The organism is Paenibacillus sp. FSL K6-1558 (assembly GCF_038002565.1).
GTDB lineage: Bacteria > Bacillota > Bacilli > Paenibacillales > Paenibacillaceae > Paenibacillus > Paenibacillus polysaccharolyticus.
On record NZ_JBBOCV010000001.1, the window covers coordinates 5,101,519 to 5,118,116 of the forward strand.

The following is a 16,598-nucleotide window of genomic DNA, read 5'->3' on the forward strand; positions in this document are numbered from 1 at the left end:
ATCTCTAACTCATAACTACCTCTCTATCTCACATTCATTGATCTTATTCATACCTCGTCATACCTTGTTATACCTCATCTTAATTCATCCTAACTCATACTAAGCCATTGTAACTCATCATAACGAAGGAGCAGGTGCAAAACAATCTTTCGAGCTTATTCGTACCAAGTCCAGTTTCGAGCATATTCGCACCAGCCAAATAAGGAGGAACGATATTTATAGAAGCGATCAAAAGCTCTCTCGTTAAACTATAATTCGAAAGAAATATCCCTCTGATCTTTTAGAAAATAACATGATCGTTTTTTGTGCTCTTTTTATATGTCAACTATACCATATGGATTGGTTTTATATACATTTTGCTATTCCCGAATTCAGGCATGGAGTTAAAGTTAAAGATTGACAAACTGTATTAACTGTATTATTAATAGTAGTACAGATAGTGCACCGAGAGTGCACTATCAGAAAAACAAGCAAGGCGACATACTAAGTTAAGAAAGGAGGTGCGGGATGTTCGAATTGGATGTACGTAGCCGGAAGGCGATCTATGAGCAACTGGTGGATAAAGTCAAAGAAATGATCGTATACGGTATTCTGAAACCCGATGAGCAGCTTCCTTCCGTTCGGTCATTATCAACACAGCTCACCGTGAACCCGAATACAATTCAGAAGGCATACCGTGAGCTTGAGCGAGAAGGTTATATTTATTCCGTGCAGGGTAAAGGAAGTTTCGTATCACCATCTGTGGAACATCCGAAGGAGGCTATGAAAGACGAGATCAGAGAATCCTTGGTGAAACTGATTGCCGAAGCTTCGTTTTCCGGTTTATCCAAGGCGGAGATGACTCTTTTATTCGAAGAAGCGATGGCCCGTATAGAGAAGGAGGTGCCCCATGATTGAGCTGAATCAAGTCGTTAAAGCTTTTGAACAGGAAAAGGCTGTCGATGGCGTAACAATGTACATAAATAAGGGGTCGATCTATGGTTTACTCGGTTCCAACGGGGCAGGCAAAACATCGTTGCTCAAAATCATTGCCGGTATTTATCGTCAAGACCGTGGAACAGTGCGCATTAACGGAGCCGAGGTATACGAAAATTTAGACCTGAAAGGCCGCACTATTTTCATGGCAGATTCACCAAACTTTTTCCCGCAATCTTCGATTACGCATATGGCTTCATTCTACCGCTCAATCTATCCAAGCTGGAGTGAGGAACGTTTCAACCAACTCGGGGCTGTCTTCAAATTAGATGTAAAACGCAAGCTTCATCGCATGTCCAAAGGCATGCGCCGTCAGGCTGCGGTATGGCTGGGACTCAGCTGTATGCCTGAGGTGTTGCTTATGGATGAACCGATTGATGGACTGGACCCTGTCATGCGCCAACAGATCAAAAACCTCTTGTTTCAGGAAGCGGCGGAGCGTCAGGTGACCATTATCATCTCATCCCACAATTTGCGGGAGATCGAAGATCTCTGTGACCATGTAGCCATCATGCACAAAGGCCAAATTATCGTGCAGAAGGATCTGGATGACCTTAAGTCTGATACACACAAGATTCAGGTTGCCTTCCGCCACCCGGATCATGCTGATTTATTGAAAGAACAGGTTCATATTATGCATGAGGAAAAAAGAGGAAGTGTCTCTTTGTATATTGTTAAAGGTCATCGTGAAGATGTTACGGCGCAATTTCGTTTGCATGATCCGTATCTGCTGGATGTGTTGCCGCTGACACTGGAGGAGATTTTTATCTATGAAATGGAGGGTGCCGGGTATGACATTCAACCAATTATACTTTAACCGCGGTATCCTGTACCAAAATTTCAGGCAGCACGGATGGCTTGGTATTGTTTATCTCTTGTTATTATTAACGCTTCCGCTATTTATCGGCACAGAGTATCGAGATTATACGGAGGAGATTAGTACTCTATTTAAAGTAAACGGGGAGTTTCATTGGTTTCTTGCAATTACGGTGCCGGTTGTGATGGCTTTGTTCCTGTTCCGTTACATTCAAGCAGGGGGGCCAGCGGATGTATATCACAGCCTGCCGCTGAAGCGTAGACATTTGCTCACGATGAACCTGATGACCGGATATGTAATGATTCTGGTCCCCATCTGGATTACGGCTGGAGTTACCAAGTGGGTGTCCGTAGCTCTGAATGAACCCGCTTATGTTTTTAACGACAGTGCAATCTGGATGTGGGGAGTAACCATAAGTATCGTTTCTTTGTTCATGTTTACGTTGACAGTCGCGGTAGGTATGTGTATCGGGCAATCTATTCTACAGGGTCTGACCGTATACGGTATCTGCCTAATTCCAGTAATCTTTTGGGGAGTCTTTGAACTGCATCTGAAGCGTTTTTTGTTTGGTTATCCGGAGAACATTTTTCGTTTCAAAATCGAGACTATTTCTCCTATTTCCCGCGTCAGCAGTTTCAGTTATGCGATTCCTGGATGGGGCGAACTTAGTATTTACGCTGGGATGACCGTACTTATGATCGCTCTATCATATCTCTTTTACCGTAAGCGCCATGTAGAATCGGCAACCCAAGCCATTGCATTTCGCATTGTCAAACCAATCTTCCGTTTTGGATTTATGTTCACGATTGTATTGCTTAGTGGCGCCTATTTCTCAGCGATTTCCCCGGGCGATTCCCGGATATGGGGCGTTGCAGGTTACATCATTGGAGGCGTTGCGGGGTACATTGGAGCTGAGATGATCATTCGCAAAACCTGGCTGATCTGGAACAGTAGCTTATTACCACAGTTTGCTGTATATGGAATTGCAACTGCACTTATTCTTTACGTGCCTGTGGCAGACTGGAATGGTTATGCGACAAATGTGCCATCGAAAGACAACGTCGAGAAGGTTCGAATTGGCGGGGACCATACGATCTATGTAGATAATCAGATTGTAAAGCTGGATGATGAACAATTCTACTCTAATGACATGGGATATATTGATGCTGTTCTTGCACTTCATCAGAAAATTGTAGATTCCCGTCAGACGTTGAATGAGAAGGGACAAAGCCGGATTATACCTGACCAAGAGAGCGTCAGGGTTGACTATAAATTGAAGAATGGAAAGACAATATCACGGCAATATACCGTTCAAGAGAGCCGTTTTCAACAAGAGTTTGAGCATATGAAAAACTTCGAAGATTATAAAGCAGTCAGTTATGTAACCTATGCACTCGACGATGACGTTCGCAGCGTTGGGATTCGGTCAAGATTGACTAGTGATCGCGCTGTATACATCAGTAACCCGCAGCTCATTCGTGAGTTCAAGGCTCTCTTGAAAGCAGAAATTTTAGATCAAACGTATGAAGATCAAAAATCTCATTGGGAGTCGTATGCATCAGCTGAGATTTATCAAGATTACCGGGATGGATTATCGTCCAAGCAGATTTTGAATCAACCTAATCTTAGCTCCACATACGAGATTAAACCAACCTACACCCGTTTAATTGCATGGCTCAAAGAGAACAAATTGTATGATCAGTTGCAGGTCTCTGTAGATGAAATTGCTTCTGCCCAGTTTATTAAACAAGAGATTAACAGCCCGGGTAAAGCTATTTATGTCTATCCTGACCCGCAATTCATAGATGAAAATCTAAAAGGAAACAAGAAAGTAGCCACCAAGAACAAAGAAATTATCAGCCAGTTGCTCCAGCGGCAAAGATCAGGTTACTACACCGATCAGGGTATCTTCTATCAGATCAAGCTTAATTTTAATAAAGGCCAGAACGTCTATATGATGTTAGAAGAGGATGATCTTACCGAGGATATGAGAGCCATTCTAATCGATCTTTAAATTTTTCTTTACTTCAGCTTGACCAAATGAAATATATGGAATATATTTGAAAAAGTGAAGATCCAAGCGATTCGTTGAATCACTGAATCTAATATGGAACGGCTCAAGAGGGAAGCACCCGTAAGAGCAGGCATAGGCCTGACTTGCGGGTGCTTTTTTGTCGTTCGCCGAACGGATCGCTGATGTTGAATCTTGAACTGCAAGGGAGTCTTACTCTGGACGCTGTACGGAACAATTATTGGATATATACAGGGTGAATAGTGTCGCGGACTTCCATACTAATTTTGAGAAAAAGGGGTGCAGAAGGATGATGTATTTAAGACCGGAGAAGAAACGATTGGTAGAGCAATTTACGTTGCCTCGACAACCAATGGAAACGTGGAAGAGGCAGTCAATGTGGGTGCAGTTTTTTCATTTTTGGTTAAAGCTACTGGTTGGACATTCGGTTTTAAGAAGATTGAGTGTGATGTTTGTTGCAACGTACGGCATTGGAATGATATGTAGTGCAACAACAGTTCACGGTGAAGGGATTGAGCTGAATATTACTGCGCAGAAAGCCTGGAATACAGTAGTGAATAAGGCAGATGCGCAAACGGAACGTTCCTTACTACAGACATACGAAAGTGCCGGGAAATGGATTTCCCAAAAAGAGATGTGGGAACAAAAGATCAAGCAACTACATACAACGAACGCTACTGAGTTGGTGCAGCTTCGAAAGGCAATCAGTAATACCGATGCAGCGAAGCTGGCTGCTCTTCAGAAGTCAGTGGAACTTACACAGGCACGTTATGAACCTTTATTCAAACTTTATAGCTCACTGAACAAACAATTGTCTGCTTCCAAGGCTCTCCAGAGCAAAGAGTGGAGTTCGGCCATTCGTACACAGGCTGACACGCTAAAACCCTTGGTGCAATTGGCACGTGAGGATATTCGTGCGAAGAAATTGAGCCTTGCTGAAGCAAGGAAGCGGAAAAATAAGGAGGTGAAGCGGCTACGAGCGATGTTAAATGGCACAAATGCTGTAAAAAAGCAGATACAAACGGCCAAGAAACAAGTCAGTTTGTCCAGAGAACGGTACTCGGATGCGCTTCGTAACTTTAAACAAACCCTAAAAAAAGGTGAGCCTTCACGTGTGCTGAGTAGCCTGAATTCCCTGGTTTCTTCTGCTGAGAGATGGACGGTTGCGAGCCAACATATTCACACGTTAGAGCAAAAGGTGTCTACGATCTACGTTACAGTAAGCCAAGAAATCCACAACAGATCCAAATGAATGAGCCTGATCCTGTAAGAAAATTGCATGGGAGAAACTAGATTTTTTCTGGTGCGTACACCTCTATAACAGAACCATTCATTGAACATGGAGCGAGGTGCAGGCTGGTGCAGATAGAGAGCAGAACGGGTTTGAAACGAAAGCGTTACTGGATTCCCATCAGTTTATTGCTCCTGATTATCGGTGTTGTAGGAGTAGGCTCACAATTCACACCCAGAATAACAGTACTTTTGCTAAAGACAGGGATTGGATTGTTTACTTCAAATGAAAGCAACAAGGCATCGTTTATTTCGGAAGGGATAACCCGTGTTACCGATGTGGCCTATGCAGATGGAGGTCGTAACAACAGTACGCTGGACATTTATTATCCTTCCGCAGCAACTAAACCCTTGCCAGTCATATTGTGGGTTCATGGCGGCGGTTGGGTTATGGGTGATAAAAAAGACATAGCCGATTATGCGGTGCAGTTAAGCAAACGTGGTCATGTGGTGGTCAGCATGAATTATGCACTTGCGCCGAATACGACATACCCTGTGCCAGTAATGCAAACCAATCAGGCTCTAACATATATCAGAGATCATGTGAGTGAATATCAAGGTGATCCGAGCAACCTGTTTCTTGCTGGTAATTCGGCTGGTGCCCAGATTGCGAGTCAGACTGCGGCGCTGCTTACGAATCCCAATCTGGCAAAACAAATGAATATAACGCCATCAGTGAAGCCTGAACAGTTAAGAGGTACACTTTTGTTCTGTGGGCCATATCAATTGCGTACTGTCGAGAGTACAGGCTTTCCGTTTATGCGAACGTTTCTCTGGTCATATACGGGAAGCAAGGCATACGAGAATGATCCACATCTGGACGAAATGTCAACGGTCCTTCAGGCCACAGCCGCCTTTCCACCATCATTTATTACTTCTGGTAATGATGATCCTTTGACCGTACAATCGATTGAACTTGCAGAAGTGTTAGAGCGTCAAGGTGTCACGACAGAAACGTTATTTTTTCAATCATCTTCGGAGAAGCTGGGACATGATTACCAGTTCGATCTGGGGAGTGAAGCAGCGCAGCAGGCGCTACAGGCATCCGTGCAATTTATTCAGGCTCATAAAAAAGAAAACTAAAGATACAAAGAATTCAAGTTAAATCGCCATTTTAAAAAAGGGTGTCACAGCGGTTCACCATGAAAAAAACATGACATGACGACCGGGACACCCTTTATTTATTTATTTATTTATTGGCCAGAACTAATAATCTGCGCATAGCTTCTTCAACTGTTGCACGTGGACAGGCTACGTTGATGCGCATGAATCCGGCATATTCTTTGCCGAATACAACCCCGCTATTAAATGCGAGTCCTGCTTCATGAAGAAGTTTCTTGCTTAATTGCGCATGAGTCAATCCTAATTCCCGGAAATCGACCCATAACAAATAGGTGGCTTCAGGAAGGGGTACACGGATACCAGGCAGATGCTCTGCAATAAATTTCTGCACGTATTCCATATTGTCCCGAATGTAGGCAAGACACTGATCAAGCCAGCCTTCGCCACCGTTATAAGCCGCCTCGGTTGCTACGGCTCCTAGTGTGCTGATACTGGACAAACCCATGGTACGCACGCCTTTGGCGAACTGTTCCCTTAATGGGGCATTAGGAATGATAATGTTTGATGAACTTAATCCGGGGATATTAAACGTTTTGCTTGGTGCTGTGCAGATGATGCTGCGAGCTGCGATCGCTTCCGAGATCAGACTTAGCGGTGTATGTGTTCCACGTTCATACACCAGATCAGCATGGATTTCATCCGATACGATGAGCACATTATATTTCAGACACAGTGATGCAAGAGCCTCCAGTTCCTCACGGCTCCATACTCGTCCAACCGGATTGTGAGGACTGCACAGGATCAGCATTTTGACCTTTCCATTCTGGAAACTTCTCTCCAGATGATTCAGATCCATGCTGTATTTCCCATGTTCTTCGATCAGTGGATTCGTAATGAGTTCCCGTCCCTGATCTCTCACGACATCATAGAACGGAGGATATACGGGTGTCTGGATGACTACAGCATCCCCTGGTGAAGTAAATTGTTGTACCGCTATACTGAGCGCAGGTACGATCCCTGGCGTGAATACGATCCAGTCCGCATGGATTTTCCAGTTGTGGCGGCGTTGCATCCAGTCTGTGACGGCTGCATGATAGGCCTCGGTTCGCAGAGTGTAACCAAAGATGCCGTGTCCCATCCGGGCCTGTAAAGCTTCAATAACAGATGGAGGAGCAGCAAAATCCATATCGGCTACCCACATAGGAAGTGCATCTGTTACACCGAATAATGCCTCAAGCCCGTCCCATTTCTCGGAAGCGGTAGATATTCGGTCAATCGGTGTATCAAACAAATATTGATCTATCATAACAAAGAAGTCCTCCTTGGTTCATTGATTCGTTGTTACGTCCTACAAACAAGACATCATTATCTAATACATCTTGTATTTTCGCAACTTCTAAACCATTTTTATATGACCCAAGTCCTGATTTAGCGAGATATCGTTTACAACCTGCCATCAAGTACTTATGATATGGCTAACATGAGGTGGGAGTTGAAGGATTGTCGATACAGTTCATTGTTATATGAACTAAATTCATCTGCACTATACCTTTCATAACCTCATGATTCAATTCAATATGTAATATTCATCTTTTATTATACTGAACTTTGGAGGCGAAGGAATATGAAAAACAAAAAGTGGTTGATTGCAGCAGGCGTATTTGGGATGGTGTTAACGGGATCAGCAGGTGTCTATGCAGGTACGCAACTGGAAACGATCAAAGCCTATCTGAATCACGGACTTGCCATTGAAGTAAACGGACAAAAATTCACACCGACAGGTGATCAGGGCAAAAAACTTGCGCCTATTACGTATCAAGGCAGTACATACCTTCCGGCTCGCTCCATTGCTGAAGCTTTAAATACAGAAGTGAAATATGACGCCAAAAATAATAAGGTAAGCATCGGTGCTTCAAGCTCATCAGGCGGGTCTGCATCCACTGGAGGCGGTCAATCCACATCTCCATCGACAGGTACGAACACACAAGCTCCAGGCGTAAAATCCAAGTACTTGCCAGCAGATTTCCCATTGCCTAAGGATGCAAAAGCGACCAGCTTGATTGAGAATGTTGTAGATGGAAACAAAAAAGTAGTGCTGATCTATACATCCAAGGAGAGTCTGAGCACTCTCGCCTCATCTTACAAAAACTATTATCAGAATAAAAACCTGACTCAAAACAGTGAGGATATTCAAGCTGACGAATTCAGCATTTTAGGTCGTGAGGAAGGCAAGTACGCTGTAACGATTACAGGTAACGCATCTTCAAGCGATAAGGATTTGAATGAAGTTACGGTCATCTGGGGAGAAGAATAAGCAAGTTCATATGTTGTCTAATTCTTAAAATAAAGCAAGCCGATATGCCTGTAATGATTCGTGATTACAGGCATATCGGCTTTTTGCGTTCAAAGTGCAGGGTATCCATGTAATAGTCTTTGGGTCAATCTTTTCGTTCATCTTCCATGGGAGGTTTACAGATATTCGTTAAACCACCCGACAATATGCTCTAAACGTCGCACCCTCAGATGTGGATTGCCGGAGCGAGATAGTTCATGGTTGGCTCCAGGGAAACGAACGAGTCGGGTCGTTTGCTTGCGGCGTTTCAGTGCAACATACAATTGCTCGGCTTGCTCAATGGGACAGCGGAGATCCTGTTCGCCATGAAGGATAAGCAGTGGTGTCTGCATATTGCCCACATAAGCCAGCGGAGAATGTTTCCACAGTTTTTCCGTGTCTTCCCATGCATTACCGCCAATCTGATCTTCCGTAAAGAAATATCCAATATCACTGACGCCATAGAATGACAACCAGTTGCAGATGGAACGCTGGGTAACAGCGGCTTTGAAGCGGTTCGTATGTCCCACGATCCAGTTCGTCATGAACCCGCCATAGCTACCGCCGGTTACGCCCAGTCTGGATGGGTCAATGAAGGCATAATGGGACAAAGCATAGTCCACAGACTCCATCAGGTCTCGGTAATCGCCTCCGCCGTAATCTTCACGACAGGCATTCACGAATTGTTGACCATATCCTAATCCTCCACGCGGATTGAGATACATCACAGCGTAGCCCTGAGCGACAAGGAGCTGGAACTCATGCATAAAAGTATAACCATACATCATATGCGGGCCGCCATGAATCTCAAGAATGGTCGGAACTTTGACACCTTCAACGATGCCATGAGGTTTCATGATCCACCCTTGAAGCTGTAGCCCATCCGACGAGTCAAACCAGAAGGTTTCTGACGTACTAAGCCAAATGTCCTGTTCTAACTGCGGGTTACTGTTCGTGAGACGGACAGGTTCGATTCCGGGGTCTCCTGGTTGTTCATACAGATACAAGTCACCGGGATGTTGTGTATTCGCAACAGCCGCGACGATCTGGCCCTGTGCCAGTTCTGCAAACTGATAGATCTCGCACTCATCTGGCAAAATGTAATCGGCACCACTTCCATCTAATGCGAATCTAGCGATACGCACGCTGCCATGTATCGTAGCAAGACACAGAATGGAAGAGCCATCCCGTGAATATAGCGGACCTGTCGTGATGAGGTGAGAGCGCATATCACCAACAAGGCTATGATTCAACTGTACATCCCAATCTGCACTTAGGCATTCAGGTGTTCCACCCGATATCGGGAGTGTATACAACTTCGCCAAGGTAGCATTGCCATAAGAGCGGTCACTGGCGAGAAGGGCCAGAGATTGCGCGTCAGGTGCATAACTAAGCCGATAGAAGGTATATCCTTCCGGGGTTAGTTGCTGTAGATCTGATCCATCAGGTCTGGATGTATACACATGATTGGTCAACGTAAAGTCGCTATGATCCGCGCCCTTTTCAGGCATTTCAGTAATCCAGGCGATGCGTTTTCCATCCGGAGACCAAGCATAGTCCCCGATATCATAGTGACCCGTCGTAACAGGAATAGCCTCTGCGCTGATTGGCGCGATAACAAAGAGATGAGAGCGTTTGCCATTCCATAATCCGCCACTATCCGATTTCATGCGAATTCGGTCCACGATGATTTCTTGAGGCAGTGAGTTTTCCTTATGATCTGTGTTGTAGCCTTCCGCGGACGTTGAATCCGGTTTTTTATCTATCATTTCCACCGAAGACTTTACAAGCAGTGTCCTGCCATCTGGCGCCCATAAGAAGGAACTGACGCCATGCTGCAGGTGACTGATCTGCTGTGCTTCTCCGCCATCTGAAGCCATGAGCCATACCTGGGATTTTCCCTGCACTTCGCGTATAAAAGCAAGCTGTGCCCCATCCGGCGACCAAGCTGGGGAATGATCATTTTCTCCAGAAGTGAAAGGTCTGTCCTTTCGACTATCCAGATGAAGTAGTCTCAGGTGTGAGCGATAACCATCGTGTTTTTCATTTACTTGCCGGCTAACATACACCAGATGTCCGCCTTGAGGAGAAGGGACCGGATCATTAACCCATGTAAGCTGGTACAAATCTTCCGATGTCATGCCACGTTGCTCGTTCATCGCTTGTCCTCCCACTAGTATTCAGATTGAATAATTTCCTAAGCTTTCCATTTATATTAACGGAAAGACAAGTACAGGACAACAACTTGTCGAATGGAATGACGTTAAGTTTTTTTACAAGGAAGGAATAGACGCACAGGAAATGTTTAGGCCTAGCCCGAATGGTTTAATGTACAATGCAATTCCTGTTTTGAACTGCACATGATTTAGTCACAAGAAGGAGGAAGTTATGCTTGAATACATCTTATGAACAGCATGTGGAATATCCGAGCAGGAAACGAATGGCTTTGATTACGGCAGGGGCAGCGCTTTTTGTGAGTGCCGGATTCTTTCTGATGTTTGACCGATCTTCAGGTGCAGGTACTTCCATCATATCCAGTGTTCTTGGTCTGTTGTCTGTCCTCTTTTTTGGCACGTGTTTCTTCTATAGCCTGGTAAAGATGATCCGAAAAGAACCTTCCTTTGTCATTAATGAACAGGGGTTTGTCGATTCTTCCTCTTATACCTCAGGCGGGGCAGTGGCCTGGAGGGAAATTGAACATATGTTTATGTATGAGCTGATGGGACAAAAAATGATTGGGGTTAAACTGCAGGATGAGAAAGCATTTATGGAGCGTCATAACGGAATGAAGCGCAAGCTGATGGCGGCGAATAGCCATATGGTGGATGCAACCATCAGTATTGCGCAAAGCAGTATCACTTTGCCAATCGACGAACTGTATCTTATGATGATGAATCATTGGCAGCATGGTAAAGGCGGCAGGATTTACGTTTTGAACGGGAGGAAATAATACATATGGCTTAGAACGGCAGGTCTTTGAGACCTGTTTTTTTGTGTGTTCAAATAACAACTGAAAATAGGCTTTACAATACCAATCCACTAGTGTACTATGTAACTAACACACCGATACAGAAAGGAGCGAGAACATCGTGCCTATCGAATTTGATAACAATTTACCGATCTATCTGCAGATCATGCAATATATCAAACGACAGATTGTAACCGGCGCCCTCAAGGCAGGAGATAAAATTCCTTCGGTTCGTGAACTGGCTGCCGAACTGCAGATTAATCCAAATACAGTACAGCGTACGTTCCAGGAGCTGGAGCGTGAAGAAGTGGTTGAAACGAAGCGGGGTTTGGGCAGATATGTGACAAGTGAGGAGAGGAAGATCATGATGATCAAGAAAGAAATGGCCGGCGAATTGCTGGATCGTTTCCTGACCGGAATGCAAGAGCTTGGAATCGAAGAACAGGATATTGTGTCCATCGTGACGGACGCTTTGGCAGAAGGTAGTCAGGGGAAAGGGGAGAAGACACATGAGTAACATTCTTGAAATTAACCAGGTCAACAAGACATATGGGCGTAAACAGGCGTTACACAATGTCTCCCTGAATGTTGCTCCAGGACGAATTGTAGGTCTCCTAGGTAGCAACGGAAGTGGAAAGAGTACACTGATGAAACTGGTCGCAGGTTTGCTACATCCCGCTAGCGGTAGCATTCAGGTTACAGGTAAGGCGATTGGACTGGAGACGAAGTCACTCGTTTCATTCATGCCGGATCGTCCGTTAACCGAGAAGTGGATGAAGGTTCGTGATGCGATCGCATACTACCGTGATTTTTATGGCGATTTTGATGAAGAAAAGGCACGGGAGATGTTGGAGTTTATGAATCTTTCAGCGGATGAGCGTGTTAGTCATTTGTCCAAAGGCATGAATGAACGACTACAGTTAACACTGGCATTGTCTCGTAAGGCGCGGCTCTATTTGCTGGATGAGCCGATCGGCGGCGTTGACCCGGTAGCCAGAGGTAAGATTCTGGACGCGATCGTTAAATTTTACGATGAAGACAGCAGCCTGATCATTTCCACACATCTGGTGAATGATATTGAACGCATTTTCGATGAAGTGGTCTTTATTCGGGAAGGCAAGGTAGTTTTGCATGAGGAAGTCGAGACAATCAGGCTGAAGCATGGAAAAAGTGTGGATGAGATGTTCAAGGAGGTCTATGCAGAATGATGACATTGTTGAAGTATGATTTTAGAAGAAGCTGGAACACCTTGCTGGCAGGGCTAGTCATCCTCATTATTGTTCAACTGGGACTAATGATATTTGTGTCGTCAGGTGTCACTGCAAATGTGCTTGGTATCATGGCATACGTCGGGGCAGGAGTAGCCATCTATGTGAAGACGATAAAAACCTACGCTGCCAATATCCGCTCCTACAATCGTCGTCTGATCCCGGTCACGGGTCTGTCTCATGTGTTATCACCTATCATTTTTGGTACAATTTGCGGACTGGGCTTGCTGCTGATAGGCTTCCTCCACGCCTACCTCTACATTACGATGAAACTGGGGCTTGATCTGTCTGCTTATATTGGTGTCAACATAAGTGTAGCTGAGATATGGAGTACTTTGTTTTTTGCAGGTTGGATTGTTCTGTTTATGACGATCATGATCTTTTTCTCCATTAGTGTAGCGGGAACGTTCCGCTGGAAAACAGGCCCATGGATCGGGATTGTCACGTTCATTGTTCTGATTAACCTGCTTAGCTGGTTGGAAAATGTTATTTTTTCAGGAAAGTTCAGTCCGAATGATCTGTTTCAGTTCACCGAAGAAAGCACGGGCATCTCATTTTCAGCCAACGGTGTTATATGGGCGGATGGACGGTGGGGGACCACGGTGTTTGAAATGGCACTTGCCGCGCTTCTCGTATGGGGTATTATTTATATGAACACCAAAAAAGTGGAAGTCTGATCCCTGCTTTAGCAAAAGAATACAGAATGGATACAACGGGTGGCAGAGCTGCTCGTTTTTTCTTTTGGCAGAAATGAACGGATATATGCACCCTATTCCAGTTTGAATACGTAAATATATGTATAATAACCGCGAATAGGGTAATTAAAGATGGAATAGCATGATGAGCATCATTAGACATTACAACATCGGGAAGGGGAGAGGGATATGCAATTGTACTTCAGAGATAACTTTTTCAACGCCGGATATACCGAAATTTTGAATGCCGACCAGGAACGGGCAGGGCACCTGGATTTGAAAAGTGTATTTGGATCATCACTCGATGTATCGGATGAAAATGGCCTGGTCTGTAGCGGCAAATTCCGCATGTTGACGAATCGCTGGGACGTGACCGCAGCAGATGGCACACATCTGGGGGTACTAAGAGCGAGATTCAGCTTTTTTAGCAAAAAGTATGAGTACGATGCGGGCTCACGTGGCATATATGATGTATCTGCTCCGGCATTTTCGCAGGAATATGATGTGACTGATGGATCGGGCCGTGTTGTAGTAAGCTTCCGTCGTACCGGCGGTTGGTTTAGTTCAGGGGCGTTTGTGCTGGATAATCAATCCGAATACTTGGACACTTATGAATTGGTTGCTGTGGTCATGGGCGTGCACGCGATTAACAAAAGACGGAACGCAGCCAGTAGCAGTAGTTCGTAGACCTGGAATGTATAGGGATGTATCTCTCAAAATTACGTTCATCTACAAGGACGAAGTTGAGGCGATTGATCTGTTCTAGGCCGATGGAGTAGCGGTCAGGTCAGATGCACGCCTGCATCATTTTGTCCTTTTTTACTGTGTATCGTGCATCCAACAGAGAAGATGAGATCGAGGAGTTTGCTAAGTGATAGCTCTTAAAGCGCTGGTTTGTGCTAATCCCCTTGCGCAGCCGTTTCACCACCCGGCTGTATGGACTCGGATTCCGCATATCGTGCCAGCACCTTGGCAGCAGTCTCGGACATACGCTCCTGCAGAGCCGAATGATCGATGATGCGAACACGTTTACCGAGAAAACGCATCTTGGACAACACGTAATCGACCTCGTTTCGCGGAACCGTCAGCAGAATCCGGTATATATGACTCGCTTCGTTATATGTAACCTCTCTCTCAAAGCAGGAGAAGGCATACAGTATTCGGGACAACTCCGCATTGAACTCAGGCAATACCTCGATGGTGATCGACGTTTTACGTTTTTCCGTGATCAGGGCGATGCTAGCTTTGTATCGTGATGCGGCCTCCGGTTTAATGGATCTGGCCTCAAGCTTGGTGATGCTATGCAGCTTGGTAGACATTAATCTGGCAAAGTGCGGGGCATACCAGAGCACATACCATTCCTTTTTGACCATGGAATATTCCAGCTTATACGGGAACCCGAACTGCTCCTGGCTTGTGCGTCCGCTACGGATACGACCTGTCATTTGAAACCCTTCGCCGTTTAGGATCATCTGCCGTAACGGCCTCAGCAGGGGATGAGAGACACTGCTTTCTTCACTTTTGGCTTTTTCCGTCAGGTAATCTTGCAGATTCAAGTGCTTTTCCCCGTCCAGCATGTTGTTTAGTTTGGTCAAGGTTGCGGGGGTTAAGGCTTCTTGTGCAGCCGGATGCTCCATCATCATACGGAGCCAGGCTCGCTCCTGCGAAGTCCAGGTGAACAGTCCGGTTTCATTCAGTCTCGTCATGATCTGGTAGTTGAACATCTTCTCGAACAGGTTCATAATACGCCGCAATCTCCTTCCATTCCTCAATCATTTCCTCACGCAGCTTACGCGGAGCCAGAATCTCACAGCTTGAGCCAAAACTGCGTAGCCAAGGTTTAATCTCTGTTGTACCGTTTACTTGAATTTCATACAAAAAGCTATGATCCGTTTCGGGTGTAATGATTCCCCATTGTCCTTGCAGCCGGACGCGATCCAGAATAAAGTTACGCTGACCATCTCCCGGGTGGAAAAAGCGTGCTTGCACCGTCACGGTGCGGCCTGTATCGACAAGCCAGCTGTACCGTCTGATGTCAGCCCATTCTTTTTTCAATGCAAGCATATGCTCTTCTTCAATAGGCTGAAGCTCCTCCAGCTGGGTGATGCCCTCCATCCGAAACTTCACGAATCTCCGCCGACTCTGATAACCGATGACATACCAGCGCCCATACTGGTGATCATAAACGACTTCAATCGGGATGATCCGATTGGAGCTTCCGCCAGCCTCGCGTTCAAACTTTGGATTCGTATTTTGCGAGCTATAGCTGGATGGTTTCTTCGGTGAAAAATACTGAAACTGCACACGTCTTCGCTGACGGATCGCTCCAAGCAGGGTGTACAGATGGGCTTCGTCCAGAATGCGTGAGTAATAATGATACTTATAAATATATGGCTCCGTCGCTTCTTCTTGCGGATAACTGGCTTTAATTACTTTTTTCATACTATCCCGCAATAGATATCCTTGCACCGATGGAACCTGTGTGTTCGCCATCATATCAACGAAGTCGTATAACTCCAGCTGTTCTTCCGGGGTAAGCCGTGTCAGTACATCCTGCTGTAACGAATAACGATAAGGACGTCCGCCCGGCTCTTTACGAATAACACCGACTTCCTCCAGATACTTGAGATCCGAACGGATCGTTTTCTCATCCGGCAAGGCCAGTTCTTCCGGCAAATCGGCACAGCAGGCATCCAGTAATTCCATCGCGGTCAGCGCGGAGTCTTGAAGGGTATGTAAAATGACGGACAAGCGCTCCACTTCGGTTTCTTTCATGGATTTGGCACGGAAAAGAAATAGTAGCAGAGGCTCGGCAGACTCGCCGTACTGGAAACGAACAAGGTCGGTCATCTCTGAGCCCAACTCACTGTCTGTGCGTTGATTGGTCAAGCTCTGACGAATATCTCGCAGCTTGCGCTGTGTTTTATCAAAGGTATGTACAGAGATGCCAAGCCGTTTGGCATACTGCTGACGGTTATATGCGCCGCTGGTCAGAGACAGCATACGCAGGAACTGAATTTCTTTATCAAAGCTTTCTTTAGCCATGTGTCTCACTCCCGATTGGACTATGTATTTTTCATTGTATCAAGATAAACGCCTGTTTTCATGGCAAAGTTGCTAGACCTCGCTTAAATTCATGTCATTTGAATTCAACTTACT

The 16,598-nt window shown here is 45.4% G+C and carries 15 protein-coding genes; 11 read left to right on the forward strand and 4 right to left on the reverse strand.

Annotated elements, in window-relative coordinates; genetic code table 11:
• The first annotated feature begins 507 nt into the window (after window positions 1-507).
• From MHI38_RS21990 to MHI38_RS22010, 5 genes are all read left to right on the forward strand, one after another.
• The gene (locus tag MHI38_RS21990) at window positions 508-897 is read left to right on the forward strand and encodes a GntR family transcriptional regulator (RefSeq protein ID WP_090917764.1); all 390 of its coding nucleotides are present in this window, start codon (window positions 508-510) and stop codon (window positions 895-897) included.
• Entirely contained in the window at window positions 890-1,792 is a 903-nt protein-coding gene (locus tag MHI38_RS21995; protein WP_339836094.1) for an ABC transporter ATP-binding protein, read from the forward strand. Before MHI38_RS21990 ends, MHI38_RS21995 begins: the two co-directional genes overlap by 8 nt.
• The gene (locus tag MHI38_RS22000; protein ID WP_341181674.1) at window positions 1,746-3,806 is read left to right on the forward strand and encodes a hypothetical protein; all 2,061 of its coding nucleotides are present in this window, start codon (window positions 1,746-1,748) and stop codon (window positions 3,804-3,806) included. Before MHI38_RS21995 ends, MHI38_RS22000 begins: the two co-directional genes overlap by 47 nt.
• Window positions 3,807-4,113: 307 nt before the next feature.
• Window positions 4,114-5,076 (forward strand): hypothetical protein, encoded by a 963-nt coding sequence (locus MHI38_RS22005; protein WP_341181675.1) that lies wholly within the window; start codon window positions 4,114-4,116, stop codon window positions 5,074-5,076.
• Window positions 5,077-5,207: 131 nt separating this feature from the next.
• Window positions 5,208-6,197 carry an alpha/beta hydrolase gene (locus tag MHI38_RS22010; protein WP_341181676.1) on the forward strand — a complete coding sequence of 330 codons (990 nt, stop codon included), beginning with the start codon at window positions 5,208-5,210 and terminating at the stop codon, window positions 6,195-6,197.
• A 106-nt stretch (window positions 6,198-6,303) separates the two neighbouring features.
• Here MHI38_RS22010 and MHI38_RS22015 read toward each other — a convergent pair whose 3' ends face one another.
• Window positions 6,304-7,482, reverse strand: coding sequence for a MalY/PatB family protein (locus MHI38_RS22015; protein WP_341181677.1), 1,179 nt, complete (start codon window positions 7,480-7,482; stop codon window positions 6,304-6,306).
• Between the two features lie 318 nt (window positions 7,483-7,800).
• Here MHI38_RS22015 and MHI38_RS22020 point away from each other — a divergent pair, with 318 nt between their 5' ends.
• On the forward strand, window positions 7,801-8,490 hold the full coding sequence (locus MHI38_RS22020) for a stalk domain-containing protein (RefSeq protein ID WP_154959816.1): 690 nt from the start codon (window positions 7,801-7,803) through the stop codon (window positions 8,488-8,490).
• A gap of 155 nt (window positions 8,491-8,645) precedes the next feature.
• Here MHI38_RS22020 and MHI38_RS22025 read toward each other — a convergent pair whose 3' ends face one another.
• Entirely contained in the window at window positions 8,646-10,667 is a 2,022-nt protein-coding gene (locus tag MHI38_RS22025) for a S9 family peptidase (protein ID WP_341181678.1), read from the reverse strand.
• Between the two features lie 233 nt (window positions 10,668-10,900).
• Here MHI38_RS22025 and MHI38_RS22030 point away from each other — a divergent pair, with 233 nt between their 5' ends.
• The 5 genes from MHI38_RS22030 to MHI38_RS22050 all read left to right on the forward strand — a co-directional run bounded on the left by MHI38_RS22030 (window position 10,901) and on the right by MHI38_RS22050 (window position 14,126).
• A complete protein-coding gene (locus MHI38_RS22030) occupies window positions 10,901-11,458 on the forward strand; it encodes an STM3941 family protein (protein ID WP_339836114.1) in 558 nt (185 codons plus the stop codon).
• A gap of 139 nt (window positions 11,459-11,597) precedes the next feature.
• On the forward strand, window positions 11,598-11,993 hold the full coding sequence (locus MHI38_RS22035; protein WP_090917783.1) for a GntR family transcriptional regulator: 396 nt from the start codon (window positions 11,598-11,600) through the stop codon (window positions 11,991-11,993).
• Window positions 11,986-12,684 (forward strand): ABC transporter ATP-binding protein, encoded by a 699-nt coding sequence (locus MHI38_RS22040; RefSeq protein WP_341181679.1) that lies wholly within the window; start codon window positions 11,986-11,988, stop codon window positions 12,682-12,684. Before MHI38_RS22035 ends, MHI38_RS22040 begins: the two co-directional genes overlap by 8 nt.
• The gene (locus tag MHI38_RS22045; protein ID WP_090917787.1) at window positions 12,681-13,421 is read left to right on the forward strand and encodes a hypothetical protein; all 741 of its coding nucleotides are present in this window, start codon (window positions 12,681-12,683) and stop codon (window positions 13,419-13,421) included. The genes MHI38_RS22040 and MHI38_RS22045 overlap by 4 nt, the downstream gene beginning before the upstream one ends.
• Window positions 13,422-13,628: 207 nt before the next feature.
• Entirely contained in the window at window positions 13,629-14,126 is a 498-nt protein-coding gene (locus tag MHI38_RS22050; RefSeq protein ID WP_308722370.1) for a hypothetical protein, read from the forward strand.
• 212 nt (window positions 14,127-14,338) lie between these two features.
• Here MHI38_RS22050 and MHI38_RS22055 read toward each other — a convergent pair whose 3' ends face one another.
• Window positions 14,339-15,163: a WYL domain-containing protein gene (locus MHI38_RS22055; RefSeq protein WP_341181680.1), complete on the reverse strand. Its 825-nt coding sequence runs from the start codon at window positions 15,161-15,163 to the stop codon at window positions 14,339-14,341.
• A complete protein-coding gene (locus tag MHI38_RS22060) occupies window positions 15,129-16,484 on the reverse strand; it encodes a helix-turn-helix transcriptional regulator (protein ID WP_341181681.1) in 1,356 nt (451 codons plus the stop codon). The genes MHI38_RS22055 and MHI38_RS22060 overlap by 35 nt, the downstream gene beginning before the upstream one ends.
• Between the last annotated feature and the right edge of the window lie 114 nt (window positions 16,485-16,598).

Coding starts and splice junctions, on each gene's coding strand:
- MHI38_RS21990 (WP_090917764.1), top strand. CDS start 508: ATGTTCGAATTGGATGTACGTAGCCGGAAGGCGATCTATGAGCAACTG.
- MHI38_RS21995 (WP_339836094.1), top strand. CDS start 890: ATGATTGAGCTGAATCAAGTCGTTAAAGCTTTTGAACAGGAAAAGGCT.
- MHI38_RS22000 (WP_341181674.1), top strand. CDS start 1,746: ATGAAATGGAGGGTGCCGGGTATGACATTCAACCAATTATACTTTAAC.
- MHI38_RS22005 (WP_341181675.1), top strand. CDS start 4,114: ATGATGTATTTAAGACCGGAGAAGAAACGATTGGTAGAGCAATTTACG.
- MHI38_RS22015 (WP_341181677.1), bottom strand. CDS start 7,482: ATGATAGATCAATATTTGTTTGATACACCGATTGACCGAATATCTACC.
- MHI38_RS22020 (WP_154959816.1), top strand. CDS start 7,801: ATGAAAAACAAAAAGTGGTTGATTGCAGCAGGCGTATTTGGGATGGTG.
- MHI38_RS22025 (WP_341181678.1), bottom strand. CDS start 10,667: ATGAACGAGCAACGTGGCATGACATCGGAAGATTTGTACCAGCTTACA.
- MHI38_RS22040 (WP_341181679.1), top strand. CDS start 11,986: ATGAGTAACATTCTTGAAATTAACCAGGTCAACAAGACATATGGGCGT.
- MHI38_RS22045 (WP_090917787.1), top strand. CDS start 12,681: ATGATGACATTGTTGAAGTATGATTTTAGAAGAAGCTGGAACACCTTG.
- MHI38_RS22050 (WP_308722370.1), top strand. CDS start 13,629: ATGCAATTGTACTTCAGAGATAACTTTTTCAACGCCGGATATACCGAA.
- MHI38_RS22055 (WP_341181680.1), bottom strand. CDS start 15,163: ATGTTCAACTACCAGATCATGACGAGACTGAATGAAACCGGACTGTTC.
- MHI38_RS22060 (WP_341181681.1), bottom strand. CDS start 16,484: ATGGCTAAAGAAAGCTTTGATAAAGAAATTCAGTTCCTGCGTATGCTG.